This is a genomic window from Corynebacterium sp. LaCa_205, from assembly GCF_057458085.1.
Map to the genome: position 1 here is coordinate 212,532 of NZ_CP190931.1, position 24,889 is coordinate 237,420.

At 62.6% G+C, this 24,889-nt stretch carries 23 protein-coding genes and 1 tRNA gene; 15 read left to right on the forward strand and 9 right to left on the reverse strand.

Going from position 1 to position 24,889, the window contains the following annotated elements; all coding sequences use genetic code 11:
- Positions 1-23 precede the first annotated feature (23 nt).
- A complete protein-coding gene (locus ACP8J1_RS01090; protein WP_023020415.1) occupies positions 24-1,220 on the forward strand; it encodes a MarP family serine protease in 1,197 nt (398 codons plus the stop codon).
- Here the strand turns inward: ACP8J1_RS01090 and ACP8J1_RS01095 are convergent.
- Both ACP8J1_RS01095 and ACP8J1_RS01100 read right to left on the reverse strand, forming a co-directional pair.
- Positions 1,217-2,131, reverse strand: coding sequence for an alpha/beta fold hydrolase (locus ACP8J1_RS01095; protein WP_023020416.1), 915 nt, complete (start codon positions 2,129-2,131; stop codon positions 1,217-1,219). The two genes, ACP8J1_RS01090 and ACP8J1_RS01095, sit on opposite strands and share 4 nt — an antisense overlap.
- Positions 2,132-2,267: 136 nt before the next feature.
- Positions 2,268-2,771: a phage holin family protein gene (locus ACP8J1_RS01100; RefSeq protein ID WP_023020417.1), complete on the reverse strand. Its 504-nt coding sequence runs from the start codon at positions 2,769-2,771 to the stop codon at positions 2,268-2,270.
- Between the two features lie 108 nt (positions 2,772-2,879).
- Here ACP8J1_RS01100 and ACP8J1_RS01105 point away from each other — a divergent pair, with 108 nt between their 5' ends.
- A complete protein-coding gene (locus ACP8J1_RS01105) occupies positions 2,880-3,596 on the forward strand; it encodes a hypothetical protein (protein WP_023020418.1) in 717 nt (238 codons plus the stop codon).
- Here ACP8J1_RS01105 and ACP8J1_RS01110 read toward each other — a convergent pair.
- Positions 3,593-4,474 carry an HAD family hydrolase gene (locus tag ACP8J1_RS01110; protein ID WP_034655694.1) on the reverse strand — a complete coding sequence of 294 codons (882 nt, stop codon included), beginning with the start codon at positions 4,472-4,474 and terminating at the stop codon, positions 3,593-3,595. The two genes, ACP8J1_RS01105 and ACP8J1_RS01110, sit on opposite strands and share 4 nt — an antisense overlap.
- Positions 4,475-4,835: 361 nt before the next feature.
- Positions 4,836-6,014 carry an IS256-like element IS1249 family transposase gene (locus ACP8J1_RS01115; RefSeq protein ID WP_005323424.1) on the reverse strand — a complete coding sequence of 393 codons (1,179 nt, stop codon included), beginning with the start codon at positions 6,012-6,014 and terminating at the stop codon, positions 4,836-4,838.
- Positions 6,015-6,326: 312 nt separating this feature from the next.
- Between ACP8J1_RS01115 and ssd the strand changes: the two genes are divergently transcribed.
- Genes ssd through ACP8J1_RS01150 form a run of 7 tightly spaced genes read left to right on the forward strand, consistent with a single transcriptional unit; the run spans position 6,327 to position 10,846 of the window.
- On the forward strand, positions 6,327-7,394 hold the full coding sequence (ssd, locus tag ACP8J1_RS01120) for a septum site-determining protein Ssd (RefSeq protein ID WP_023020421.1): 1,068 nt from the start codon (positions 6,327-6,329) through the stop codon (positions 7,392-7,394).
- A complete protein-coding gene (locus ACP8J1_RS01125) occupies positions 7,391-8,569 on the forward strand; it encodes a TadA family conjugal transfer-associated ATPase (RefSeq protein WP_023020422.1) in 1,179 nt (392 codons plus the stop codon). Before ssd ends, ACP8J1_RS01125 begins: the two co-directional genes overlap by 4 nt.
- A complete protein-coding gene (locus tag ACP8J1_RS01130) occupies positions 8,562-9,350 on the forward strand; it encodes a type II secretion system F family protein (RefSeq protein WP_023020423.1) in 789 nt (262 codons plus the stop codon). Before ACP8J1_RS01125 ends, ACP8J1_RS01130 begins: the two co-directional genes overlap by 8 nt.
- Entirely contained in the window at positions 9,347-9,943 is a 597-nt protein-coding gene (locus ACP8J1_RS01135) for a type II secretion system F family protein (protein ID WP_023020424.1), read from the forward strand. The genes ACP8J1_RS01130 and ACP8J1_RS01135 overlap by 4 nt, the downstream gene beginning before the upstream one ends.
- 24 nt (positions 9,944-9,967) lie before the next feature.
- Complete coding sequence (locus ACP8J1_RS01140; RefSeq protein WP_023020425.1) at positions 9,968-10,156, forward strand: DUF4244 domain-containing protein; 189 nt, start codon at positions 9,968-9,970, stop codon at positions 10,154-10,156.
- A gap of 56 nt (positions 10,157-10,212) precedes the next feature.
- The gene (locus tag ACP8J1_RS01145) at positions 10,213-10,527 is read left to right on the forward strand and encodes a hypothetical protein (protein WP_023020426.1); all 315 of its coding nucleotides are present in this window, start codon (positions 10,213-10,215) and stop codon (positions 10,525-10,527) included.
- Positions 10,520-10,846, forward strand: a complete 327-nt coding sequence (locus tag ACP8J1_RS01150; RefSeq protein WP_023020427.1) for an Rv3654c family TadE-like protein — start codon at positions 10,520-10,522, stop codon at positions 10,844-10,846. The genes ACP8J1_RS01145 and ACP8J1_RS01150 overlap by 8 nt, the downstream gene beginning before the upstream one ends.
- Positions 10,847-10,869: 23 nt before the next feature.
- On the opposite strand, the gene ACP8J1_RS01155 is transcribed toward ACP8J1_RS01150, so the two are convergent.
- On the reverse strand, positions 10,870-13,233 hold the full coding sequence (locus tag ACP8J1_RS01155; RefSeq protein ID WP_023020428.1) for a Zn-binding domain-containing protein: 2,364 nt from the start codon (positions 13,231-13,233) through the stop codon (positions 10,870-10,872).
- Between the two features lie 177 nt (positions 13,234-13,410).
- Here ACP8J1_RS01155 and ACP8J1_RS01160 point away from each other — a divergent pair, with 177 nt between their 5' ends.
- On the forward strand, positions 13,411-13,614 hold the full coding sequence (locus tag ACP8J1_RS01160) for a cold-shock protein (protein WP_023020429.1): 204 nt from the start codon (positions 13,411-13,413) through the stop codon (positions 13,612-13,614).
- A gap of 17 nt (positions 13,615-13,631) precedes the next feature.
- Here ACP8J1_RS01160 and ACP8J1_RS01165 read toward each other — a convergent pair whose 3' ends face one another.
- Positions 13,632-14,261, reverse strand: a complete 630-nt coding sequence (locus tag ACP8J1_RS01165; protein ID WP_023020430.1) for a DedA family protein — start codon at positions 14,259-14,261, stop codon at positions 13,632-13,634.
- 248 nt (positions 14,262-14,509) lie between these two features.
- Between ACP8J1_RS01165 and topA the strand changes: the two genes are divergently transcribed.
- Positions 14,510-17,485 (forward strand): type I DNA topoisomerase, encoded by a 2,976-nt coding sequence (gene topA / locus ACP8J1_RS01170; protein WP_023020431.1) that lies wholly within the window; start codon positions 14,510-14,512, stop codon positions 17,483-17,485.
- Between the two features lie 18 nt (positions 17,486-17,503).
- Entirely contained in the window at positions 17,504-18,091 is a 588-nt protein-coding gene (locus tag ACP8J1_RS01175) for a hypothetical protein (protein ID WP_023020432.1), read from the forward strand.
- Here ACP8J1_RS01175 and ACP8J1_RS01180 read toward each other — a convergent pair.
- A complete protein-coding gene (locus tag ACP8J1_RS01180; protein ID WP_023020433.1) occupies positions 18,035-19,255 on the reverse strand; it encodes a DUF418 domain-containing protein in 1,221 nt (406 codons plus the stop codon). The two genes, ACP8J1_RS01175 and ACP8J1_RS01180, sit on opposite strands and share 57 nt — an antisense overlap.
- Before the next feature lie 36 nt (positions 19,256-19,291).
- Positions 19,292-20,824 carry an adenylate/guanylate cyclase domain-containing protein gene (locus ACP8J1_RS01185; RefSeq protein WP_034655698.1) on the reverse strand — a complete coding sequence of 511 codons (1,533 nt, stop codon included), beginning with the start codon at positions 20,822-20,824 and terminating at the stop codon, positions 19,292-19,294.
- Here ACP8J1_RS01185 and ACP8J1_RS01190 point away from each other — a divergent pair.
- Together ACP8J1_RS01190 and ACP8J1_RS01195 are read left to right on the forward strand one after the other, a co-directional pair.
- The gene (locus ACP8J1_RS01190; protein WP_084278962.1) at positions 20,823-22,061 is read left to right on the forward strand and encodes a DNA polymerase III subunit delta'; all 1,239 of its coding nucleotides are present in this window, start codon (positions 20,823-20,825) and stop codon (positions 22,059-22,061) included. The genes ACP8J1_RS01185 and ACP8J1_RS01190 overlap by 2 nt on opposite strands.
- Positions 22,062-22,149: 88 nt before the next feature.
- Positions 22,150-22,225: transfer RNA gene (locus ACP8J1_RS01195), tRNA-Thr, on the forward strand.
- A gap of 66 nt (positions 22,226-22,291) precedes the next feature.
- Here ACP8J1_RS01195 and ACP8J1_RS01200 read toward each other — a convergent pair.
- Complete coding sequence (locus tag ACP8J1_RS01200) at positions 22,292-23,959, reverse strand: AMP-binding protein (protein WP_282438252.1); 1,668 nt, start codon at positions 23,957-23,959, stop codon at positions 22,292-22,294.
- 101 nt (positions 23,960-24,060) lie between these two features.
- Between ACP8J1_RS01200 and ACP8J1_RS01205 the strand changes: the two genes are divergently transcribed.
- Positions 24,061-24,876 (forward strand): GDSL-type esterase/lipase family protein, encoded by an 816-nt coding sequence (locus ACP8J1_RS01205; protein ID WP_023020437.1) that lies wholly within the window; start codon positions 24,061-24,063, stop codon positions 24,874-24,876.
- Positions 24,877-24,889: the final 13 nt, after the last annotated feature.

A 24,889-nucleotide genomic window follows, 5' to 3' on the forward strand; every position in this document is an offset into this window, starting at 1 on the left:
CCCAATAGAAAGAATCCATAGCCATGACTCCTGCGCTTATCGTTGACGGCCTGATTGTGGTCGCCGTCCTGTTGGCGCTACTTAGTGGGTGGCGCAATGGTGCCCTCGCGGCAGTTTTGGCCTCCATCGGAGTGGGTGCTGGGGTAGTGCTGGGCATTGCCGTGGCACCTGCCGCATTGCGCCTGGTGGATCAGCCCTCGTTGCGCTTGCTGCTCTTGGTAGGAATTTTGGTGCTATTCGTGGGCATCGGGCAGCTCATCGGCTCCTCTCTGGGCGGCAGCGTGCGCGACCGCATGAAGGCGCGCAAGACACAGCGCCTCGATTCTGCGGTGGGTGCGGTATTCCAAGCCTTTGCCGCCTTGGTGGTTATTTGGCTGATTTCTATCCCTGTGGCCACCAACTTGGGTGGTGCGACCGGTCAGGGCCTGCGCGATTCGCGTATCTTGGGCAACCTCAACTCGGCCGCGCCGGCGCGGGTAGCGGCGCTGCCCAATGGCGTGGCGGCAATGCTTAATGAGTCCGGCCTGCCGCCGTTGGTTTCGCCCTGGCAAAACTCCATTAGCAATGAGGAAGTAAAAGAGCCGGACCCAGACGTGCAGGATCCGGAGCTGGTGCGCCGCATGCGGCCCTCCATCATTCACGTGCTTGGCGACGCCGAAGAGTGCTCCCGCCGCCTCATGGGTTCCGGCTTTGTGGTCTCTGATGACTACGTGATCACCAATGCCCACGTGGTGGCCGGCACGCAGACCGTGCGCCTTGATACCAAGCTGGGGCTTAAGGATGCGACCGTGGTCTATTACAACCCGGACGTGGACGTGGCGGTGTTGCATTCGCGCGACCTCGGCATCGATCCGCTGCCGTGGGCCCAGACCCCGGCCCAGACGGGCGATGATGCGATGGTCATGGGCTTCCCGCATTCCGGGCCTTTCGACGCCGAGATGGCACGTGTGCGCGATCGCATCACCATTTCCGGTCCGGATATTTACTCCCACGGGCATGTGGAGCGCGATTCCTACACCGTTCGCGGCAATATCCAGCAAGGAAATTCCGGCGGCCCACTGGTCAATACGGCTGGCGAGGTCCTAGGCGTGGTCTTTGGCGCCTCGGTGGATGACTCTGAAACGGGCTATGCGCTCACCGCTGATGAAGTCAACAGTCAGATCGGGGACGTCGCGCAGCTTACCCACCCGGTCGATACCGGTGAGTGCGTGGCCCATTAGCTATTTTCTTGGAGCCACGCCCCCAGCGTAGAGACGAACTCCGCTGGTGCTTCCACGTGCGGTAGGTTCTTCGCACCGGGCACGGTCGTGGCGGTAAATCTGTGGCGGGCGCGCAAGGCGGCGCGACGGACCACGGGATTCCACAGCCGTTGTTGGGCGTGGATGAAAAGGACGGGTCGTTCCACTGTCAGTTCCACCCAGTTCAGGGGGACAACGGCGGTGCGCATACGGTGGTTCCGCAAGATTCCGCGCCGAACGCTGCCGATCCGGGAGGCGCGCAGGCGTAGATCGAGGATGCGGTCAAAGGTGGCTCCGTTAAGCGAAGGCCCCGTATCCAGCTCCAACTCCTTGCGGTAGGCGCGCGGGCTAAGTAGCAGGTTCTGGGCGCGGGTAACGCGGGGTAGGCGGCACAGCAGCGAGCGCAGGTTAATCCACCCAAAATCCCACGGCCGGGCGGCAATCGCTCGGCGCAGATCCACCGGGTGGGCGGCGGAGATGGAAGCCAAGCCGCGCACCCGCTCGGGGCGCTCAGCGGCTAAGCACCAAGCCACCGCGCCGCCGGTATCGGCACCGACCACAAAGGCATCGTCGTGGCCCAAGGCTTGGATGAGCCCGCTGATATCGCCCACCAAGGTACGAATATCTTGCCCCGCATCAATAGGTGGCTTATCGGACATGCCAAAGCCGCGCATATCTACCGCCGCGACGTGGAAACCGCGCTGCGCAAGCGGCGCAATGACGTCTTGGTAGTCGAACCACCCACCAAAGGCGCTGTGGATGAGTACCACTAGTGGCTGCGTGCTCTCTCCCGCCGTGGCCACGTGCAGGCGGATGCCGCGGGTATGGACGAAGTCATGCGCATAAGGTCCCTCCAGCTCCACCGTTGAGGGAGGCAGGGGTGCAAAGGCCATGGTGCCGCCTTTCTATAGTTGGGGCAGAAACGGTAGAGGATAGGGGAAAGTACACAAAATCCGCCCCAGGCTAGCTAGGGCGGATAGAGGGGAGCACGACTGCGTGGCGTGCTGCGTGTGCGTGGCGCCTGCCGGTTTAGGTGTAGAGGCCGTGGGTGGTCTTTCGGTCCAGAGACTTTTGTGCCTTGCCCGGAACCAGGTTCTTGAGCTCCTTGGTGGAGTCAATGGTCTTTTGCGGCGCCTTCACCTGCTTGACGTTCTTCAGACCAACAAAGGCCAAGATGCCGGCGAGGACGATCATGATCAAGAAGACGATCAGGAACGCTGCCCAACGGTCCAGCCAGATGGCGAGGAGCTCTGCCAAGAAGAAGAAAAAGAAGAAAGAGCTATACAGCGCGATGGTGCCAGCGCCGCCGAAGAGACCAGCACCAATTCCACCCTTCTTTGCGGACTCTGCCAGTTCGGTCTTAGCCAGCTCCACCTCGGAGCGTACGAGCTGGGACATCTGCTCGGTGGCGTTGGAGACCAGCTGGCCTACCGAGGTCTCGGACGAGGACGTATCCACGTCACTCAATGGGATCGAGTTCACCTTCGGTGCAAATTGATCAGTACCGTCGGTATACAGTCCATCGTTGCTCACGATTAATTCTCCTCGCGTTTATCTAAACCTTGTAATGTCCCTAATAATAATGGAATCACTATTCTCCCATGGTGCCACGCATACGTAGGGACTTCCACGGCTATCCTAATGTATATGTCAGAAATTGACGCGTTATCCCCGCTGTTTCGCCTGCCGGGGGTGAAAGAAAGTGCAGAAAAAGCCGCCGCTGCCATTGCCCGTGCACACCGTCGACCTGCAGGATTGCGAAAGTTTGAGGTCATTTCCGCCGAGTCCCTTATTCGCGGCGCCCGTTCTAGCGTGGCGCTTGATGGTTACGCCATCCCCCCACATCCGGGCCCAGAGAATGTGGAAGAAGGGCCGTTGGCCAGCGCCGTAAGCGCCTACTCTGTGGCCGCGCCGGAGCTCTTGGACACCACGGTGCGCTCCTTTGCCCGAGCGCCGCTGCAGGTTCTAGCGCGCATTGACGTCGCGGCCGGTGGCACCGGTATCCCCACCGGTGAAAGCGCGCGGCTGCAAGGGCTGGGCCGGCTTATCGCCCAGGGTAATGGTCCCGCCTTTGATCTCCTTCTACCGAGCGTGGTCCATGCCGAGATAGCCGCAGGGCAGTTTTTCGGCCCTCGCAGCGGTCTCGTCGCCCGCGTTGCTTCTCGCCTTGCCGCTGTGCATACGGGGTTTGACCCGCGCGGTTTCGCCGTACCCGAGGTCTACTACACCCGCCACCGCGCTGAGTATGCCGATGCGGTGGATAATTACCGCACCGCGCTTGCCGACGCCCTCCTTACCCACCTCGCTGCCTGGGCAGCCGGTGGTGCAGAGGCCGACGCGATTGCGCGAGCCGCTTAAGAGGTATGCCGTGGCCCGCGCTTGGGGAAGCTGGGGCGGTCAGGGTGCTGGGCAAGCCACAGCCCGGCGCCGATAGCCGCCACGGTACCCGCCAGCACGGAGGCGCCGATTCCGATTTCTTTAGCGGTTGGCGCAGGCAGGAGCGGCACTGGGTCCTTAAAGGATCGAATATCCCACTCATGGCTGATGGCGTGGCGCTTTAATTGCTTGTCCGGGTTGACCGCGACGGGGTGGCCAACCTTCTCCAGCATCGGGATATCCGTAGCAGAATCCGAATAGGCATAGCTGGCATTAAGATCAATGTTTGCTGCGGCGGCAGTGCGCTCTAGTGCCTCCGCCTTATGTGGGCCCTTGCAATAAAAGAGCACCTCGCCGGTAAAGCGTCCGTCTTTTTCTGCCAATTCGGTGGCGATGACGTGCTCGACGCCGAGCTCCTCCGCGATGATGTCTACCAGCACGGTAGCGGAGGCAGAGACAATGACCACGTGGTCGCCCGCGGCGCGGTGGGCACGGATAAGTTCCCGGGCCTCGGCATAGATGGAGGGAGTGACCACGTGGTGCATGGTGTCTCGGGCGATGGAGCGCACTTCCTCCACGGACCACCCCGTGACCATTGCGGTGAGCTGATCGCGGCTAGCGTCCATGCCTTCGCTGGAGAGGCCGGAAAACATATAGCTGGCTTTCGCCAGGGAGAGCTGCAGTGCTTCGGCCGGGGAGATGAGCCCGTTGTGCAAAAATTCGCGGCCAAAGGCATAGGCCGAGGAGGTGGCGATGATGGTTTTATCGAGATCGAAAAACGCCGCGGTGCGTGTGTGCTCGCCGCCGGCGCAACTCGTGCTAGCGGGGCGGGGAGGAAAGGATTCGCGGGAATTCGTCATGGTGTGCTGCCGAGTGTAGCTGCCCTTCGCGCTTAGTGGTGTAGAAGTGGCTGCAGTTAATGGTGGTTGGCGAGTCAATAATGTGGGATTGGCAGCCCGTGCGGGGGATAAAGTAGTGAACACGCATTCGGTGCAGGTCAGCGCCATGGCCGTTGAAAAACTGCTGTTAGCTGTTGTGGTTGGGTGGCGAACATGTCATAATAATGCGTGCAAGGCCCCGATATACTGTGCGGCCTGCCCCGGCTCACCCCCGAGGCCGGGTTACTGACGGCCCGTGCGCACACCCCCCCGATGCACGGGCCGTCACCTATATCTAGGGTTAAGGGTCAAAATGTGTGTCTGGCTCGGCGTGTCGCGGGGGTTAGATTTGGCCTTTTTGAATGCCGATTGAGTGGGTGTAGTCGGTGTCGATAGCGTTGTCGTAGAGGGCTGGGCGTCCTGTTTCGTGGTCGGCTTGGTTCTCGGTTTGGGTCAGGGTGGATACTTTGGCGAGTTGGCCCTGGCCCCAGTCGGACTGCCTGGCGATTCGTACTGGATCGTCAGGCAGTTCCGTTTTTAAGTAGAGCCACCAATCCAGCATGCGGCGTTGTCGTTCGCCTGATCTGCCGCGGTGGGTTCTGGCGAGCAGTTTGAGCTGGGCGTTGATGCCGCCTTCTAAGCTGTTGGTGGTGGATTTGATCCGCTCGGGCGCAAGGACTCCTGCTGGCGGGTTGAGGTAGACAAACAGCATCTCGGACCGCCAAAGATGGTTGAGGCTGTTGTAGGCCTTGCGCACGTTGTGGTGGGTCCACACGCGGGTCCATGCACCTGTTTTGGGGTCTTTGATCATGGTTTTCTCGTTCATCCATTCCCGGTAGATCGTTGAAAACTCGTGCAGTTGCACACCCCACGCGGCGGCTTCATCCAGTGTGGTGATCCGGGTCAGTTTCAGCGCAAGTCGGTAGATGGTGCGCCCGGCATCGGTGCGTGGGTTGGTGGTGGTGTAGCGGCGGACCACGCGTTGGGCGTGGACGAGGCAGCGTTGAATTTTCGTAGTCGGCCAGCACTTTTTGATTGCGCTGTATGCGCCTTGGCCGCCGTCGATGACGGCGATGAGTGGGGCTTCGATGCGTTCAAGCAGCAGTTGGTAGTCGCGGGTGGTTTCGTGTTTGCACCAGTGCCAGGCGATCACGTGGTCGATGGTCGCCGCGACGATCAGGCAGCCACCGGCGGTGTAGGTGCCATCGAGAAATACCTGGTCGTAGATCCGCTTGTGGTGGCCGGCGGTGGGGTCAGGCACATCAACGAGCCAGCACCACTTGAAGCGCCGCTTCATGGTGGCGCGGCTAACACCGTTTCGTTTGGCTAGGTCGTCGAGTGATATTGCGGTGGTGCAATGCTCGATGAACTGGGTGAACACTGCCGCGTTGGTGATGTCGTTTCGACGTTTGACGCTGGAGGCGCCGCATTGTTTGCAGCGCCATCTGGTGGTGCCTTTGCTGGTGGTGCCGTTGCGTTTCATTTCACCGCCGCAGTGGCAGCGTGGTTGGTTCTTCGACATTGCGACACCACACCACGCCGCGCATAGCACATCACGGCTGCCACACCGAGGATTTCCCGTCGGGGGCTAGATATATGCTTCCGGAGCATATACTTTCCGGAAACCTACAGGTCAATCCGTGAAAATCCGCGATTCCGGACACACTTTTTGACCCTTAACCCTATATCTAGCGCCATGTGATACGAGGTTATCCACAGGTTTTTAGTTGAAGTGGCAACCAAATCAGGACCACACGGTGACTTATCGCGGGTTATCCACAGTGCCACCGGAGAGCCCTCGCTGCGGTTGCACGGATGCTTCAGGCTATGAGGCATGAACGCATTACATCCTGATTCCGCTGCCATCGTCGTTGCCGTCGGTGACGAAGCACTGCGCGCCGAGGCTATCCATGCCGCGGCTGCTACCAGCCACGATGTGCTTACCGTAACCGATCCCCGCGACGTCCCGCGCAGTCTGCCAGGCGCCTTTGCGGTCCTGGTTGATTCCCTCATGGCCCGCGTGGTGGCGGCAGCGCAACGCCCCTACACCGCGCCTGTGCCAGTACTATTCCTTGCCGCGGACCCTGGACCGATTGACTATGAAGCGGCATTAGCCTGTCACGCGGAGAGCGCCTTTATCATTCCCGCCCAGGTTAAGGAGCTGCTCGCGGGCATTGCGGCCGCGGGCACCCCGCAGGACACGCGACCGGGTAGCGCCACCATCGCCGTGGTTGGGGCGAGCGGCGGGGTGGGGGCTTCTACCTTCGCGGCCGCCTTGGCCCGCACCCAGTGCGCTGCGGATGGGCGCGCCCTGCTTATCGACGCCCACGCATACTCCGGTGGCCTCGACCTCCTGCTTGGCGTAGAGGCCGAAGCGGGGGCGCGCTGGCCGGAGCTTACCGTAGGCGATGGCAGTATCGATGCCACCGATCTCTACCGCGCGCTGCCCACTACGCCGGATGGGGTAGCGGTGCTCTCGACCGCGCGCAGTACCGTCGCGGATCCCTTCCGCCTGGAAAAGGACCTGCTCGCGCGAGTAGTGGGCGCGGCCCACGCGGGCGAAGGGCTATGCGTGGTGGATTGCACCCCGGAGACCGTTCCGGATGCGTGTACCCACGTGGTCATAGTGGTGGCCGCAGAAGTGCGCTCGGCTGCATCGGCCGCGCAACTAATTGCGCGCTTCGGGGCTGCGCGGCGCAGCTGTGTGGTGGTGCTGCGGCAACGCCAGTGGGCATCGTTAAGCGCGGCGGAAGTAGAAAGCATCATCCACAGCACGGTGTTGGCAGAACTGCCAACGGCCCGGGGCCTTACGCGCGCGGTGGAAATAGGCGGCCTCCCGCAGCGCCTCCCGGCACCCTTGCGCAAGGCTGCACACGCGGTCCTCGAGGAGGTAGGCGCGTGAGTGAGCAGAAAGTAGCACAGGAAACGCTGGAAAAGATGCAGCGTATCATCGCCGCCGAGGCCGACTTGGTGCATGATGCGGCAGCCCTGGCTCGGCGCATCCGTGCAGAAGCCGGCGTGATTAGTGACGTCGCGGTACTCGACCTACTACGCCGCCTGCGCCAGGACGCCACCGGAATGGGCCCGCTTGATGCATTGCTGGGGCGAGAGGGGGTTACCGATGTCGTTGTTAACGGGCCGCATGCGGTATTCATGGACCGCGGCGAGGGCCTCGAACGCACTGACATCACCTTCCGCGATGATGGCGAAGTCCGCCAACTGGCCAGCCGGCTGGCGGCAGCCTCCGGCACGCGCCTCGATGATGCTCAACCTTATGCCGATGGCCGCGTTAGCCGCCCTGATGGCGTCGTCCTGCGCGTCCATGCCTTGCTGAGCCCGCCTGCGGTGGCCGGAACCTGCCTGAGCCTGCGCGTACTGCGCCAAGCCCAGACCACCCTGCCCCAACTAGTAGACAACGGCACGCTGCCAGAAGATATCGCTACGCTGCTGCGCGCTGTGGTGGACAAGCGAGTCTCATTCCTGGTTATAGGTGGAACCGGCTCCGGCAAAACCACCTTGCTATCCGCACTTTTGGGAACCGTCTCCGAGCGCGAACGCATCCTCGTCATCGAAGACACCGCCGAGCTCTCCCCGCACCACCCACACTGCGTTAGCGTGGTCTCGCGCCGGGCCAACGCGGAGGGAAGCGGCGAGGTCACGATGTCACAATTGCTCCGACAAGCGCTGCGCATGCGCCCAGACCGCATCGTGGTAGGCGAGATCCGCGGCCGCGAGGTGGTCGATCTCCTCGCCGCCCTCAACACCGGACACGACGGCGGCGCCGGTACGCTCCATGCCAATTCGCTCTTTGAAGTCCCCGCCCGCATGGAGGCCCTCGCCGCCCTTGGCGGCCTGGACCGCGCGGCACTGCACTCACAACTGGCAGCGGCCGTACACATGGTGCTGACCATGGAACGCACCCCGCAGGGCCGCCGCCTTGCCCATATTGGCGTGCTCGAGGGAAACCCGGTTACCCCGCGCATCATCTGGAGTGCCGAAGACGGACCGGCGGATGGCTTTGCGGAATTTTCCGCACAACTTCTGGGCGAGCGCGCCGGGAAGGCCAGCCATGCTTAGTTTCCTCTTGCTCGCCGCCGCGCTGCTCCTGCCCGCGCCCTCGATTGCAGGCCGCTTGGCATCGGCCACGCGCCAGGTACAGGCCAGCTCCGTGGTCATCCTGGGGGCGGTGTTTTGCGGCAGCCTGGTCTTTTACTCAGTGGGTCGCATCAGCATCGCTATCGCCGCCGCCATAATCGCTTGGTGCGTGTCCTGGTACACCAAAGACCTCGTGGCCGCGCGTACGCAGCGGCGCAGCCACGAAGGGCTGGCCGCCTATTTGGGAGTGGTCACCGCGGACCTGCGGGCAGGGGCGACCCTGGCTGGGGCACTTGCCCGCGGGGTAGAGGCCCTGCCGGGAACTACCCCGCGGGAGGTATCCGCCGCACTGGAAGCAACGGCCGCCCTCGCTGCGCGTGGCGCGCCGCCCCACATGGCGCTCACGGATGCGGAGGATACAAAGGCCCTGCCGGAGCTTTCCCGCTTAGGCCACCTACTGGAGCTTTCCACTTACCACGGTATTGCGGTGGCCAGCTTGCTCGACCAAGCCCAAAGCCGCCTCGATGCTTCTCGACGCCACCAGCAATCCACCTCCGCTAGTCTGCAAGGCCCCCAAGCGACCGCCACGGTGCTCGCGTGCTTGCCAGTAGCCGGCATCGCCATGGGCGGGGCCATGGGCGCTAACTCGCTCGGCTTTCTTTTCGGCGGCGGGCTGGGCGGGGTCCTTCTCGTGGTAGGCGTGGCGCTGGCCTGCGGCGGCTTCGCTTGGTCGCGCGTCATTATTCGGAAGGCGGCTGCATGACCCCGCTCATCTTTGTGGCCTTGGCCGCCCTCGTTGGCCTCCCACCGCACACTGGCCGGCTGGCAGTTACCAGTGCGACTGAGACCACCGCCAAGACCCCGCGCGATGGCCCGAAAGCGCGTGGGGGACTGATAAGCAAGCTCAAGCCCGCAGCACCGCTGGACCCGCTGATAGTAGCTGGCGACGTCGAACTCTTCGCAGCGTGCCTGGCCGCAGGGCTGTCCGTGCACGGAGCCGCCACCGCGGTCGCTCGCACCGCGGACGCTCAGACGCAGGACCTGTGGGAGACCGTCTCCGCGCTGCTAGGCGTTGGAGTTTCCACGCAGTCCGCGTGGGGCCATATGAAGGGCCAGGCGGGGCTGGAGGACTTAGCACAGCTTGTCATCATGTCGGGCCAATCCGGCGCCACCATTGCGGCCGGATGTCATCGAATCTGTACTTCTTTGCGCGCGGAAGCATCCGCCCACGCCACAGCACAGGCGGAGCGCGCAGGAGTATTCATTGCCCTCCCGCTGGCGGTGTGCTTCCTGCCGGCATTCATCGTTCTAGGCCTTGCGCCCGTAGTAATCAGCCTGGGCGCGCAACTTCTCTAAACCTCACTTGAAAGGACACTAATCATGCACGCACTTACTAAGTATCCCCAGCTCATCCGCAATGACGAGGGGATGAGCACCATCGAATATGCCATGGGCTCTCTAGCAGCAGCGGCGCTTGCCGGGGTGCTCTACATGGTCATCAACGGCGGCGGCGTGGTGGATGCCATCGAAGGCATCATAACCGACGCCCTCTCTAATACCCCCAGCTAGCAGCTCTACGTAACCCCAGCCGGCGGGACCATTCCCGCCGGCAGAAAGGAGGAATAATGCACAAGGTATTTGATGACGATGGCTCCGTGACCATCGAGGCCGCCTTAGCTTTAAGCTCCCTAGTCTTGGTCGCGGCGGGAATCGTGGGTGCTATTGCCACGCTGGCATCCTATATCGCCGCTGTGGACATGGCGGGTGCGGCCGCGCGTGCGCATGCCATCGGCGTCGAATACCACCCCGCGCGCGAAGATGCCCAAGTCAGCGTGGAGGAAAGCGGTGGGCTGGTGAAGGCGTCGGTAAGCGTGGAAGCCCCCATCGGCACCATGCGCTCCGAGGCAGTCTTTCCCGCCGAGGTGGGCGGAAATGAGTAAGCCGCAACGCTGGGGCGAGGAAGGCTATGCCACCATCGCTGCGGCCGGCATCATTGTCGCCATCGTGAGCCTGCTGCTTATCGTGGCGGCGGTGGGCTCGCGCGTAGCCGCACGCCACGAGGCGCAAGTGGCCGCCGACCTCGCTGCGGTCGCTGGCGCCTGGGCACTTGCTACTGGCGAGGATGCCTGCACCGCCGCGGGCGATACCGCCGCCCTGAATGGCGCCACCCTAGAAACCTGCACCGAATCCGGTCGCGACGTCATCGTCACCGCGGCAGTGCGCGGCCGCTCTACCCAGGCCAAGGCCGGGCCGGTGTGAGCCAGCGGAAGGAGGCAGCGCGGCTAGCCCTGCGTCATGGTGACCAGCGCGCCGAGTAGCTTGATAGCACCATCTTTGCTGAGCGGATTATTTCCGTTGCCGCACTTCGGTGATTGCACGCACGACGGGCAACCGGATTCGCAAGGACACGAGCGCACCGCCTCGAAGGTGGCCTCTATCCATTCGGGGAAGCGGCGGAAGCCTTCTTCAGCAAAGCCGGCACCGCCCGGATGGCCGTCATAGACAAAAACGGTGGGCAGCTGGGTATCGGGGTGCAGTGCGGTGGATACGCCGCCGATATCCCAGCGGTCGCAGGTGGCGATAAGCGGCAGTAAGCCGATGGCAGCGTGCTCGGCCGCGTGTAGGGTGCCGGGCGTATCGGAGGCCGTCACGCCCATGGCGGAAAGTGCCAGCGGATCGATGGTATAGGCCACGGATCGGGTAACCAGGCGCTGTTCGGGGAGATCGAGGGGGATGTCGTCACCAATGGTGCCATCGGCAAGCCGCACTTGGTAACCGGTGACGCGATCGGTGACCTCTACCTCCACGTCGGCTACCCACAGGCCCGGGGAATAATTGACCAGGTTATCGGCCTCGCGCAGGATGCGAATATCCGTGGTGGAGCGCGGGGTCGTCGAATAATCCGGGGTCTCGGGGCGGGCCAGCGCCAGGTAATCGCTGAGGATGAGTTCCTCGATGACAAAACTTTCGCCTTGGTGCAGGTACACCGCGCCGGGGTGCACCTGGCTGGTGGCGCGAGCGGCATCGATGGTGCCGAGCAGGCGGCCGTCGGAAGAATCCACGATCATCACTTCCTCGCCTGACCCGCCGCGCAAGGAAACGGCGGTATGCGCCGTCTCCGGGGAGAGCTCCTCCGGCGAGTGGGCAGGAATGGGTACGGCGAACCAGCCTCGCTCGCGGCGGCGCAGCAGGCCAGACTCGGCCAGCTGATGGACCACGTCCTGGGCTCCCCAGGCAGCAATCGTGGCATCATCCAGTGGTTTTTCTACCGCAGCGCAGTAGACATGGCCGAAAAGGATATAGGGATTGGCGGGGTTGAATACGCTGGCCTCCACCGGCTTGCCCAGCAGCGCCTCGGGATGGTGGACCAGATAGGTATCCATCGGCTCATCGCGGGCGATGAGTACTACGAGCGAGCCCTGCCCGCGGCGGCCGGCGCGCCCGGCCTGCTGCCAAAAACTGGCGACGGTCCCCGGGAAGCCGGCCGTGACCACGGCATCGAGCCCACCGACGTCGATGCCCAGCTCGAGCGCGGAGGTGGTGGCGACGCCGAGCAAGGAGGCGTCGTCAAGCGCGCGCTCTAATGCACGGCGGTCCTCGGCCAGGTAACCCGCGCGGTAGGCGGCGATGCGCTGGGCAAAATCGGGCCGGCCCAAACTACCGGAGAGCACCTCGGCCGCACGCATGGCCACCACCTCGGCCGAGCGGCGCGAACGCACGAAGGTCATGGTGCGCGCACCCTCGGCGATGAAAGAGGCCATCATCTCGGCCGCTTCGGTGGTGGCGGCGCGGCGCACCGGCGCCCCGTGCTCACCCTCGGCGCCCTCGATGAAGCCTGGCTCCCACAGGGCTACGGTGCGCGCACCGGTGGGGGCGGTGTCCTCCGTAATTGCGCGGGCCGGCCGGCCGGTGAGGCGCTGTGCATGCCGGCCCGGGTCCTTCATGGTGGCCGAGGCATAGATAACCGTCGGCCGCGAGCCATAGTGCGCGCACAAGCGCAGCAGCCGCCGCAACACGAGCGCCACATTGGCGCCGAATACGCCCCGGTAGGAATGGCATTCATCGATGACGATGAATTCCAGGTGCCGCAGCAGCCGCGCCCACCGGGCATGCGCGGCCAGCAGGGACATATGCACCATATCCGGGTTGGAAAAAATGAACCGCGAATGATCGCGCACACCCGCGCGGGATTCCTGCGGCGTATCGCCGTCATAGGGCGCGGGCACCACACCCTTGAGCGCCGGAATCCCCCGGCACAGCTCCAGCACCGCCTGCAGCTGATCCGAACCCAGTGCCTTAGTGGGGGTGAGATACAGCGCGCAAGCGGTCGGCTCCTGCGCCAGCCGGCTCAAAATGGGCAGCTGGTAGCCCAGGGATTTTCCTGAAGAAGTGCCGGTAGCAATCACCGCATCCTCGCCTTCCCAGGCGGCCTGTGCGAGTTCAGCCTGGTGCCGATACAGCTTGCCGACGCCCCCTTCTACCAGCTTCTCCCGCAACTGCGGCAGTACCCACTCCGGCCACTGCGCATACTGGGTGCGCTGAGGGGGCAGGGTGGTGTGAAAGGTGAGAGTGGACTCATCGAGGCGGCGCTGGATGAATTCGAGGAGCTCTGTTCCCAGGGGATTATCTGTTTCCGGGTGAGACAATTTTTACCCCCTTGTGGGTTTGGTCTATCGCTTTGGCGTGGAACGTGTCACACTGATATAAGGCCAATGATGTCTTGGTGCGGTGTTTACACTTTAAGGTACTGCTAAAGGACGCATTTACCGAACCCCCTTGGTGCGGAATCGCTGCACCGATAAGCAAGAAAAGGACTGCACACCATGGCACAAGGAACCGTTAAGTGGTTTAACTCTGAAAAGGGCTACGGCTTTATCGAGCGCGCGGATGGCGCCGGCGATATCTTCGTCCACTACTCCGAGATTCAGGGCAGCGGCTTCCGCACCCTAGAGGAAAATCAGCAGGTCACCTTCGAGGTTGGCTCCGGCCCGAAGGGTGATCAGGCCCAGTCCGTGTCCGTCATCTAGGCGGCCTGTTCTCCCCGCTACGGCGTCTCCGCGTAGCCGCGGCGGGTATCCCACCACTCGGTGAACTTATTCTGCAGCTTCTGCAGGCCCACGCCGATGATGATGGCTGCGATGATGCTGACCACCACGGCGAGTACTGGCGAATTAGAAAAGGCCATGCCGCCGAGATAACCAATGGCCAGCGCCTCGCCAGCCCAGAGGGCGACGCCGATGGTGTCGAAGAAAACAAAGACGATCCACGGGAACCTCATGGACCCCAGCAGGATGGTCATAAACAAGCGGGCTGAAGGGATGAAGCGGGCGATAATAATGGCGGCCCCTCCGCCGCGGCGCATATTTCGCTTGACCCAGTTCAGCCCTTCGTAGGCCTTAGATCCCTTTGGCACGCGCTTAAGCAAGGGCATGAACCGCGTGCCTAGCAGGAAACAGAGATTATCGCCCATCATGGCGGCGATGAGCGCCACGAAGAACATGGTGGGCAGGTGGGGGAAGCCCTGCGAGCCGGACCAGGCGCCGGCCATATTGAGCGGGATTTCTGAAGGCAGGACGGGGAAGAAGCAGTCACCAAAGATCAGCGCGGCGACCAGCGGGTAGATCCACTCTGTGGACATGACGGTTTCGATCCACATAGTGATTGTGTCGACCATGAATCCTCCCCGGGTGTCGGCTTAGGTGTGCTATCGTGCCCCACAATGCTTTCACAGTTACTGGGCATTCTAAGTAGGCCAGTATAGACCCGTTCCGTGGGGGTACATAGTGCCCCTGAAAACGGCCTTTTGGCAGAACCGCGTATATGGTGCGAGAAAGGAAACACAGATCAACTGTGTACGCTAGGGGCGATTGCTGAAAGCGTGCATACCTTATTGTTCGCATCATCGAAAGGGATGAAGTCGAAGTGGCAGAAGCAGCCGGGCCGGGAAAGACCTTGGTGATCGTCGAGTCGGCGACGAAGGCGAAGAAGATTCAGCCTTACCTCGGAGATAAGTACATCGTGGAGGCCTCCGTGGGCCATATCCGCGATCTTCCCCGCGGCGCTGCGGACGTGCCGGCTAAGTTTAAGAAGGAATCCTGGGCGCGCCTCGGCGTGAACCCGGAGGATGACTTCGCCCCGCTATATGTGGTGAGCCCCGATAAGAAGAAGAAGGTCGCGGACCTAAAATCCAAGCTGAAGCAGTGCGATCAGCTCTACCTCGCAACAGACCCCGACCGCGAGGGCGAGGCCATCGCCTGGCACCTGCTTGAGGTCTTAAAACCCAAGGTTCCGGTACGCCGCATGGTGTTCAACGAGATCACCAAATCCGCCATCCTGGAGGCGGCGGATAATACGCGCGATCTGGATTATAACCTTATCGACGCCCAGGAAACCCGCCGCATCCTCGACCGCCTCTACGGCTACGAGGTCTCCCCGGTGCTGTGGAAGAAGGTCATGCCGCGGCTTTCTGCCGGCCGCGTGCAGTCGGTGGCTACCCGCGTCATCGTCGAGCGCGAGCGCGAGCGCATGGCGTTTATCCCCGCGGATTATTGGGATCTAGCCGCTACTTTGGACACCGGCGCTGCGGATGCGGATAATCCCGCTACGTTCGACGCCCGCCTCACGGCCGTCAATAGTAAGCGCGTGGCCCTGGGCCGCGACTTTGATGACCGCGGAAACGTGAAGAGCAAGGACGTCATCGTCATCACCGAGCCGCAGGCCAAGGCGCTGGAAACCGCACTGAGCGGCGCGGACATGCAGGTCGCTGGTGTCGAGCACAAGCCTTATACGCGCAAGCCTTATGCGCCGTTTATGACCTCTACGCTGCAGCAGGAAGCCGGCCGCCGCCTGCACTTTACCTCCGAGCGCACCATGCGCATTGCGCAGCGCCTGTACGAAAACGGCCACATTACTTATATGCGTACTGACTCCACTTCGCTGTCCAAGCAGGGCCTATCAGCTGCGCGCAACTCCGCCACCAGCATCTATGGCGCAGAGTACGTTTCTGATTCCCCGCGTGTTTATGACCGCAAGGTGAAAAACTCCCAGGAGGCTCACGAGGCGATTCGCCCAGCCGGCGAGTCCTTCGCCACCCCGGGCCAGCTCTCCGGTCAATTGGACGCGGAGGAGTTTAAGCTCTATGACCTGATTTGGAAGCGCACCGTCGCCTCCCAGATGGCCGATGTCAAGGGAACCTCCATGAAGGTCACCGTGGCCGGCACCGCCACCACGGATAATGGCAGCTATGACGTGGAATTCTCCGCCACCGGCCGCACCATTACCTTCCCGGGCTTCCTGAAGGCCTATGGCGCAGATGACGCCAAGGGTGACAAGAAGGGCGAGACCCACCTGCCACATTTGGAAGAGGGTCGCGCCCTGAACGCCAAGGAGGTCTCCGCCGAGGGCCACTCCACCAACCCGCCGGCGCGCTATACCGAGGCCAGCTTGGTCAAGAAAATGGAGGACTTGGGTATCGGCCGCCCGTCCACGTATGCGTCCATTATCAAGACCATCCAGGACCGCGGCTATGTGGTCTCGCGCGGCAATGCGCTGGTGCCATCGTGGGTTGCCTTTGCCGTCGTGGGACTGTTGGAGGAGAACTTCACCGAGCTGGTCGACTATGACTTCACCTCTTCTATGGAGGATGAGCTGGACCAGATTGCTACCGGTATCGAGGACGGCACCGCCTGGCTCAATGGCTTTTATTTCGGCAACGCCGAGGCCAACGAGCAAAAGGCAGCCTCCATTGCCCGCCACGGTGGCTTGAAATCGCTTATCGACGTCAACCTAGAAGCCATCGATGCCCGCAAGGTCAACTCCCTGCGCCTTTACACCGATACCGAGGGCCGCGATGTCTTCGTCCGTGTGGGCCGCTATGGCCCGTATATCGAGCGCGCCGTTGGCACCAATGACGACGGCAGCATCGAGTACCAGCGCGCCAACCTCTCTGAAACCGTCACTCCGGACGGCTTGAACGAGGAGCTGGCGGAAAAACTCTTTGCCACCCCACAGGGCGGCCGCGAACTGGGTGAAAACCCGGCAAATGGACGCATGATTGTGGCTAAGGAGGGCCGCTTCGGCCCGTATGTCACCGAGGTTGTCCGCGATGATGAGCGGGAGAAGGCCGAGGGCGAGGCCGAAGAGGTCGTCGCCAAAGAGCGGGCCGAGGAGGATAAGCAACGCGCCGAGGAGGGCAAGCGCGCCAAGAATTGGGAGACCAAGACGGCCGCAAAGCAGAAGGAAAAGCGCGTCAAGGAGTACATCGAGAATAAGCTGAAGCCGGGTACGGCCTCACTGTTTAGCTCGATGGAACCCTCTACGGTGACTCTCGAAGAAGCCCTCCAGCTGCTGTCCCTGCCGCGCGAGGTGGGCGAGGATGACGGCGTGATGATCACCGCCCAAAATGGCCGCTACGGCCCGTACTTGAAGAAAGGGACTGATTCGCGCTCTTTGGCCAAGGAAGAGCAGATCTTCACCATTACCTTGGACGAGGCCCGCCGCATCTATGCCGAGCCGAAGCGTCGCGGCCGCGCCGCGGCCCAGCCGCCGATCAAGCAGCTAGGCGATAATGACGTCTCCGGCAAGCCCATGACCGTCAAGGATGGCCGCTTCGGCCCGTACGTCACCGACGGCACTACCAATGCCTCCCTGCGCCGCGGTGATGACCCGGAGCAGCTTACCGACGCCCGCGCGAACGAGCTCCTCTCCGAGCGCCGCGCCAAGGAAGCATCCGGCGAAACCAAGAAGAAGTCCACCAAGAAGTCCTCTAAGAAGACGACCAAGAAGAAGGCGACTAAGAAGGCCACCAAAAAGTCCACGAAGAAGGCCGGCAAGAAGGCAACCAAGAAACCATCGCCCGGCACGAAGAACGTGGTAAAGGCCGGCTCGCGCAAGAAATAACCGCGTAAGGTAGCGGGCATGAACGATTTCCTTGCCCGCACCCAGGAAGGCGCTGCGGCCCTGCGGCGCGCCGTATCCGATATCAGCGCACAGCCGCAGCTTATCGCCTCGGTCCGCGAAGACCCCGCCGTTGGCGCCGGTATCCTAGCCGGGGTCATCGCCCAAGTGGAAAAGGCCCGCACCCTGACTCGTCCTTCGGCGCTGGGCGTGGCGGCTTTAACGGCGAACCACGCCGCCTATGCCTGGAGCCTGTATCGCCGCGGCGCGCGCAACGATGCCCTGGGCTGGGGCCTGCGGGCGGCCGCATGGGGTGCGGGCGTTGCCGCTACCCGTAGCCAGCCGACGTCCGCCGCAGTGGCAGTGGGTGGCGCGGCCGTGCTTGCCACCTCGGCGCTGGCGGGCGACCCAGTGCTGCGCACCGACGCCGGCAAGGGCATGAGTCACGGCGCTAATGTGCTCGTCGCGGCCGAGGCGCTAACCGCCTTGCGTGCGGCGCTGAAGCAGCGCAAGCACAAGGCGCGGCTAGTGTGCACGGCCGAAACCGGCGCCCTAGTTATCGGCCATCTGCTGCTGATTGACGGCCTTAGCCGCACCCGAGCCCGGTAACTGCGGCTGCATCGTCGGACCATAGGAAAGGCGGCGGTGCACCGCCTCGAAGGGGCCGCGGCGGTCGAAGGCTTCCAGCACGCAGGCGAAGATGAGCGTGGCCAGCCATACCGCAAAAGCGAGCGCGCCCTGGCCAAAAGTCCCTAGCTCGTGGCCAAAGTCCAGCATGAACGGGTGCACGAGGCAGAAAAAGAGGATGGACTGCCCCACATAGCCGCTCATGGAGCGCTTGCCCAGCGCCGCAAAGGGCCATAATACTGCGGGCAGCGGTGCGCCGGCCGAAAGTCGCTCCTGTACTGGCTGCAGCACCAACGCGAGCCCGGCCAGGATGCCGGGGCCAGTGAAGACGCCGAGGAAAGAGTTGGCATTATTGGCTGCATTCGCCCAGCGCTGCTCGATGACCCCAAGCGTGCTCAAAGACCACAAGGTACCGATAACCACGGTAATGACCACCGCGATGGCCACCCAGCGCAGGAGGGTGGGGCGGTGGGAAGGGACGTCGGCAAGCACGCCTTGGCGCGCCCACACAAAGCCCACCAGCATGACGGGCAGGTACATCAATAAAATGATCGGCGTGGCCAAGGCCTGGCTGCCTAGGGTGACAAGCTGGCTGAGCAGCAAATCGGGGTAGGACTCGATGGTGCCGATGCCCTCCGTGGCCACCACGCCGAGGGGATCCAGCGCGCCGGAAATGAAGGCCACAATCCCGCCCAGCGCGCATAGTGCGAATAGAATATAGGCCACGCGCATGAGGGAGGAATCCCGCTTGCGCAGCAGGAATGCAATCACGATTCCGGCCACGCCATAGAAGAACATGATGTCGCCCCAAAACAGCAGCACCATGTGCGCCGCTCCCATCACCGCCAAGAAGGCATAGCGCTTGGCGATGACCCTGCGCGCCCCCTGCACCGGAAACCCGCGCCGCCACAGACTCAGCGCGATGAGCCCCACGCCAAAACCCAGCAGGGTGGAAAACATGGGCAGGCCGCGGTTGTGGACAAAGAAGGCGGCGAAGACGACGGCCGCCTTATCCCACACGCTGCCATCGATGATGCCGCCGAAATAACTTGCTGGCCGGTCGGTGGTGATGATCCACGCCGTGGTCATATTGGCCATGGCGATGCCTAGAAGGGCCATGCCGCGCGCCACATCGGGCACGATCATGCGGGGCCGGGGAGCTGAGCTCACTTAAAAACCTCGTTATACCTCGGAACGTTCTGCCAGGGTAGCGCGGATAGGGCGAGCCAGCTGGGTCATGCGGTGACGGCCGCGCAGCTCAATGGATTTCATCATAGTCCAGCGGGCCTGCTCGGCCTCGTTAGCGGTTTTGAGCGTGGCGGCGTTGGTCAATACTTGGCCCGGGGTGTCCTTGGCCAGCTCGGTCAGGCGCGCGGCCTCGTTGACGGCATCACCGATGACGGTATATTCAAAGCGATCGGCGCCGCCGATGTGCCCGGCGACAACGTGCCCCGCGGCCACGCCGATGCCGGCTTGCAACTCGAGTCCGCGCAATTCACTGCGCAGATCGCGGGCGGCCTGCAGGGCCATGGAGGTGGAATCATAAACGTTGAGGGGAGCGCCAAAAACTGCGAGGGCTGCATCGCCCTGGAATTTATTAATAATTCCTTTATTGCGGTGCACCACCTTGACGACGTGCTCGAAGAACTTATTGAGCTCCTCCACAACTTCTTCGGGGGAGTGGTTAACGGCAAACGTGGTGGAACCGATGACGTCAATAAAAAGCACCGCCACTTTGCGATCCTCGCCGCCTAATTCTGGGCGCTCCTCCAACGCACGTTGGGCCACCTCGCTGCCGACGTAGCGGCCGAAAATATCGCGCACGCGGTTGCGCTCCCGCAGGCCACGCATCATTTCATTGAAACCGGCTTGCAGCACGCCTAGCTCGGATCCGTCATAGATATCGACCTCGGCATTGGTCTCACCGCGGCGCACCCGATTGATGGCGTTCTGTAGCTCCACAATCGGGTCTACGACGCTCATTACCGCAAAGCTGGTGCCGATAAAACCGGTAGCCAGAGCGGTAAGCGCCAAGGCGGTAATGGCGGGAACAAGATCGCCGGCGGTTCCAGGGAAAAGCCCGGTGAGCTGGGCAATCAGCGCCAGAAGGATGCCGATGAGCGGCACCCCGGAAGTCATCAGCCAGGTGGATATCAGGCGGTATTTGATGGGTGGCTCGAGCGTGGAATCCTCAAAGCGCCGCGCCACCGCCTGGGCGGCAACTGGGCGCACAAGGCGCTCTGCCTGCAGGTAGGTCAGGATGATAACCACCAAGCCGGCCAAGGTAGCGGATACGCCTACGACAAGCCCCAAGCGGCCGGATTCGCGCCCGGAAATGACCACGGCCAAAATGATGCCGATGAGCCATACCGCGGCCGCCACTGCGGACTGGTAGACGGGGATGCGCAGCACCAGGTTGCGCACCATATTTGGATCGTGCTCGTCCGGGTTGCGCTGCCAGTCCAGCACCGGGCGGAAGAGCAGGAGGGTTACGGCAATTCCGATAATCACGGCGAAGATGAGGTACACCGCGGCGACACCCATCAAGCTTGGCAGCTCGGCGGCAAAGTCCTTGATTTCCGGCATAGGAAGGAAATAGAGGACGAATGTCATGATCGCGATGGCGCCGATGAGGTTCGCACCGAGGACTAAGGCAGCGTAGACCGGCCATTGGGTTCCCATGAGCCATCGTGCGCCGCGCAATAGTCTGTTCATGTCTTCATACTTTAGTAAGACCAGTAGGCTAGGGCGAGTGAATACCGGAAGCGTTGCGCAAAGATTGGCAGATACCCCAGGCGTGGCCCGCACCATCCTGGATGCCGCTCGGGCAGCTCGGGGGACGCCGGGGGCAGACCCGCGGGCAATGAGCCATTCCTGGCTATTTACCGGCCCGCCGGGCTCCGGCCGATCCCTGGCCGCCCTCGATTTTGCGGCCGCACTCATGTGCACGGACTCGGAAGAGCCGGGCTGCGGCCGGTGCGAGGCCTGCCAGGCAGTGCTGGATGCGAAGCAGCATACTGACTTGGTGCTGGTGGATCCGCAGGAAGTCATCATTCCGGTGGATACGGTGCGCGAGGTCATCGGCCGCGCCGCGAGCCTGCCCACGGTGGCGCCCTGGCGCGTAGTGATCTTCAACAATGCCGACCGCCTCAATAATAACGGTGCGAATGCCCTGCTCAAGACCGTGGAAGAACCGCCGGCGCGCACAGTGATCATCATGTGCGCTCCTTCCGACGCCCCCGAGGACTTCTCCCAGACCCTCCGCTCGCGCTGCCGCCACCTCTACATTCCCTCCCCGTCGGTGGAGAGTATTACCGCCCAGCTGGTCAGCGAGGGCGCCTCGGATCACGACGCCCACTTGGCCGCCCTCACCTCCCTCCGCCACGTCGGCAGGGCGCGGCGCCTCGTCAACGACCCGGCGGTACAAAAGCGCCGCGCGGTGGCCATCAACCTGGCAGAAGAGGTCTTCCACGGCTCCCAAGGCTTTCAGGCGGTCACCTCGCTGCTGAAATTGGTCGACTCGGAGGCGAAGGAATCGCATAAGGAACAAGAAGAAGCCGAACTGGCGAAGCTGGAGCAGACCCTCGGCGTAGGTGCGAAGGGCAAAGGCGCGGCTAAAGCGCAGCGCGATGCCCGATCCGCCATTAAGGAACTGCAGGAGCAGCACAAGAAGCGGGCGAAGCGGCGCGTGATCGACAACCTGGATTTAGTACTTATCGATCTCTCCGGTGTGTACCGCGATGCGCTCATGCAGAAAGTTGGCGCGCAGGTGGACCTGACCCACCCGGACTTCGCCGGTCTTTCTGGCGAGCTAGCGCAACGCGTGAGTGAGGAAGGTCTGCTGGACTGCCAGGCCGCCATCACGTTGTGCCGCGAGCAGCTCACACAAAACGTCGGCACGCAGATTGCCTTCGACGGGTTGGTGGGCCGACTGCGTCGCGCGTGCCTATAAGCGGGTGCGTAGTCGGGGGCCGATTTCTATTCCGCGGCGCCCCTAGGTTAAACTTTCTCTTGCTGCACTGGCATATGCCAAGCAGCGTGCCGCCTTAGCTCAGTCGGTAGAGCATTTCACTCGTAATGAAAAGGTCGCGAGTTCGATTCTCGCAGGCGGCTCCACAGTGGCCGCAGGTTATCTAGCCTGCGGCCTTTCGCCGTTGTGGGCACGGCAGTGGGGGCAGAGCGTTAAGCCTCGCCGTGGTTGTGCAGTAGGCGCGGGACCACCTTGCCGGTGGCGTTGCGCGGCAGCTGGGATAGGAAGTGCACATCGCGCGGCACGGAGTGATCGGCGAGCTTGGTGCGGACCCACTCGCGGATGGCGTCGGCCGTGAGGGCCTTTCCGGTGGCGTCGGCAGTAGGCACCGCCCACACGGCGATGCGCTGGAAGGTCTCGCTATCTTCCACGCCACCGGCATGGACCTCGTGGATGCCGGGCATGGCCTCGAGGACCTCGGTGACGGACTGCGGGTGGACGTTTTCGCCGCCGACAATGATCATGTCATCGGCGCGGCCGACCACGTGCAGGAAGTCGTGCTCATCGATGTAGCCCAAATCGCCGATGGAAATGAGCCCGTCCACCTTATTGAGCCGCAGGTTCGGGTTGGTATAGCCGGTCATCGCGGTGGAGTTGGTCAGGTAGATCTCTCCCACCTCGCCGCGCGGAACCGGGTGGCCCTCCTTATCGAGGATGCGCAGCTTCGTGCCCGAGGCCACGCGCCCGGCGATGGTGGGGTTGGCGGCCACCTGATCCATGGTGGCGGTCGTCGCGAGCGCGAGCTCAGTGGATCCGTATACGTTGCATAGGATGGCGCCGAAGCGCTCATTGGTCTCCTTGACCACCTCCGGAGTCAGCGCATTGCCGGCCGAGGCGATGAATTTCAGGCTCGAGGTATCGAACTCACCGGCTGGGTCCCGCTCCACTAGGCGCTTAAAGAAGATGGGGGAGGAAATCATGCCATCGAGGCGGTAGCGCTGGACATCGTCAAGCACCTGCTCCGCGTCGAATACGCGGCGGGTGACGATGGTATTGCGCAGTCCGAGTGCGATATTGATGCAGGCCCATCCCCAGGTGTGGAAGATGGAGGCGGTGATCTGCAGGCGCTGGTCGGCGCGCCATGGAATGGTATCCACGATGGAGGCCAGCACTACCGGCAGGGTCGGTTCCGGCCGCACAATGCCCTTCGGAATGCCGGTGGTGCCGGAGGACATGAGCACGATCGGGCCGTGCTTGGGGAAGCGCGGCAGCTCCACGGCCGGTGGATTCTTCACAATCTTGTCTAACTTCGGCAGCTCGCTAGCCCCGGTATCGTGCGCGATGATTACGGGGATATCGGTGTCCACGCGGTCGATGAATTCATCATCCACGACGAGCACATTGATGCCGTTTTCCTCAATGCAGCCGGCCAGCTGCTCCGGGGAGGAGCCTACGTTGAGCAGGTAAATAGAAGCGCCCACATAGCCCTTGGCGCCGAGCGGAATGATGATGCCGCGGCCGTTGCGCGCCATGACGCCGAGGCGAATCTCGGGCAGGTCCAGCGAGCGGAGGTAGCGGGCGAAGCCCTGCGTGTGGGTGCGCAGCTGGCGGTAGGTGAGGGTGCCGTCGTCGTCGATAAGCGCCAAGCGCTCCGGACAGGCAAGGTAGCCCTGCTCGATCTCGCGTGCGGTGGTAAAGCGGTAGCGGGCCAGGTTCGGCAGCAGGTTGAGCTGGGCCTTCGCGCCGCCTTGGTGGCTGATGAGTCCGGCGTTAAGAAGCGCCGGCACGAACCGGCCGAGGGCTGCAGCGTGGAATGTGAAATCAGAAAAATTCACGGTTGGGGTAGCTCCAAAAAGCGAAGATAACAAAAAGGTAACCATGGACGATATCGTGAGAGAGGCGCGCGGTGTAGCCGCCAACTCGAAATTACAGAAGTGACTACAGTTACCTGAAGTTACTGGTGTTTCTAGAAAAGGATCTCATGAAATCTCTGCAGCTCAAAGTCCTCTCCGTGGTGGCGTCCGCGCTGGCCGTCGTAGGCGTGGCAGTCGCGCCGCAGGCCACCGCCGCGGAGCGCAACCTAGTAGCCTTCGGCGATTCTGTCCTCGCGGATCCAGATGCCGGCTCCTACTTTGCTCACCGTTTCGATCCCTCTAAGGGTGTGGGCGTGGATTGCCCTACCTCCAATAACTACGCCAAGCGTGCCGGTGCCAAGCTGCGCCTTCCGGTGCGTGATTTCTCCTGCTCCGGTGCCGTGTCCATGTCTCGCGGCCCGCAGGTTTCCCAGCAGGTGGATGCGGCCATCCGTACCGGCGCGCTGAGCCCGGCTACTAACCGCGTGGTTATTACTACCGGTTTCAACGACACCTATAACCACCGCGAGCTCAACCTGCCGCAGATTCGCAAGCAGTTCGCGGACCGCACCGCCCCACAAATCGAACGCATCAAGCGCGCGGCCCCGAACGCCCGCGTCCAGATCGTTGGCTACCCCACCATTGGTTCTGGCCCGTACTACTGCCTCTTCCACTTCGGTCCGCGCCCGGCCGACTCCACCTTCCTGCCGCCAATCCAGGACTTTGAGAATAAGGCACAGTGGATGCAGGTGGACCTGGCGGCACGCACTGGCGTGCAGTTCTTGGATATGAAACCTTCCACCCGCAATAACGGCATGTGCGCCGATGCAAACCAGCGCATGTGGGCTGGTCTGGTGGACTTTACTGGTGGTGACGGCAACCTGCCCATCCACATGAACCAGCGCGGCCACGAGCATACGGCCAACGTCATCGCCCGCTCTTAAAAAATATTTTCAT

What these genes read in the sequence shown, in the direction of transcription:
- ACP8J1_RS01090 (WP_023020415.1), top strand. Translation starts at nt 24, where the DNA reads ATGACTCCTGCGCTTATCGTTGACGGCCTGATTGTGGTCGCCGTCCTG.
- ACP8J1_RS01095 (WP_023020416.1), bottom strand. Translation starts at nt 2,131, where the DNA reads ATGGCCTTTGCACCCCTGCCTCCCTCAACGGTGGAGCTGGAGGGACCT.
- ACP8J1_RS01105 (WP_023020418.1), top strand. Translation starts at nt 2,880, where the DNA reads ATGTATATGTCAGAAATTGACGCGTTATCCCCGCTGTTTCGCCTGCCG.
- ACP8J1_RS01110 (WP_034655694.1), bottom strand. Translation starts at nt 4,474, where the DNA reads ATGACGAATTCCCGCGAATCCTTTCCTCCCCGCCCCGCTAGCACGAGT.
- ACP8J1_RS01115 (WP_005323424.1), bottom strand. Translation starts at nt 6,014, where the DNA reads ATGTCGAAGAACCAACCACGCTGCCACTGCGGCGGTGAAATGAAACGC.
- ssd (WP_023020421.1), top strand. Translation starts at nt 6,327, where the DNA reads ATGAACGCATTACATCCTGATTCCGCTGCCATCGTCGTTGCCGTCGGT.
- ACP8J1_RS01130 (WP_023020423.1), top strand. Translation starts at nt 8,562, where the DNA reads ATGCTTAGTTTCCTCTTGCTCGCCGCCGCGCTGCTCCTGCCCGCGCCC.
- ACP8J1_RS01135 (WP_023020424.1), top strand. Translation starts at nt 9,347, where the DNA reads ATGACCCCGCTCATCTTTGTGGCCTTGGCCGCCCTCGTTGGCCTCCCA.
- ACP8J1_RS01140 (WP_023020425.1), top strand. Translation starts at nt 9,968, where the DNA reads ATGCACGCACTTACTAAGTATCCCCAGCTCATCCGCAATGACGAGGGG.
- ACP8J1_RS01145 (WP_023020426.1), top strand. Translation starts at nt 10,213, where the DNA reads ATGCACAAGGTATTTGATGACGATGGCTCCGTGACCATCGAGGCCGCC.
- ACP8J1_RS01150 (WP_023020427.1), top strand. Translation starts at nt 10,520, where the DNA reads ATGAGTAAGCCGCAACGCTGGGGCGAGGAAGGCTATGCCACCATCGCT.
- ACP8J1_RS01160 (WP_023020429.1), top strand. Translation starts at nt 13,411, where the DNA reads ATGGCACAAGGAACCGTTAAGTGGTTTAACTCTGAAAAGGGCTACGGC.
- ACP8J1_RS01165 (WP_023020430.1), bottom strand. Translation starts at nt 14,261, where the DNA reads ATGGTCGACACAATCACTATGTGGATCGAAACCGTCATGTCCACAGAG.
- ACP8J1_RS01175 (WP_023020432.1), top strand. Translation starts at nt 17,504, where the DNA reads ATGAACGATTTCCTTGCCCGCACCCAGGAAGGCGCTGCGGCCCTGCGG.
- ACP8J1_RS01180 (WP_023020433.1), bottom strand. Translation starts at nt 19,255, where the DNA reads ATGATCGTGCCCGATGTGGCGCGCGGCATGGCCCTTCTAGGCATCGCC.
- ACP8J1_RS01190 (WP_084278962.1), top strand. Translation starts at nt 20,823, where the DNA reads ATGTCTTCATACTTTAGTAAGACCAGTAGGCTAGGGCGAGTGAATACC.
- ACP8J1_RS01185 (WP_034655698.1), bottom strand. Translation starts at nt 20,824, where the DNA reads ATGAACAGACTATTGCGCGGCGCACGATGGCTCATGGGAACCCAATGG.
- ACP8J1_RS01200 (WP_282438252.1), bottom strand. Translation starts at nt 23,959, where the DNA reads ATGGTTACCTTTTTGTTATCTTCGCTTTTTGGAGCTACCCCAACCGTG.
- ACP8J1_RS01205 (WP_023020437.1), top strand. Translation starts at nt 24,061, where the DNA reads ATGAAATCTCTGCAGCTCAAAGTCCTCTCCGTGGTGGCGTCCGCGCTG.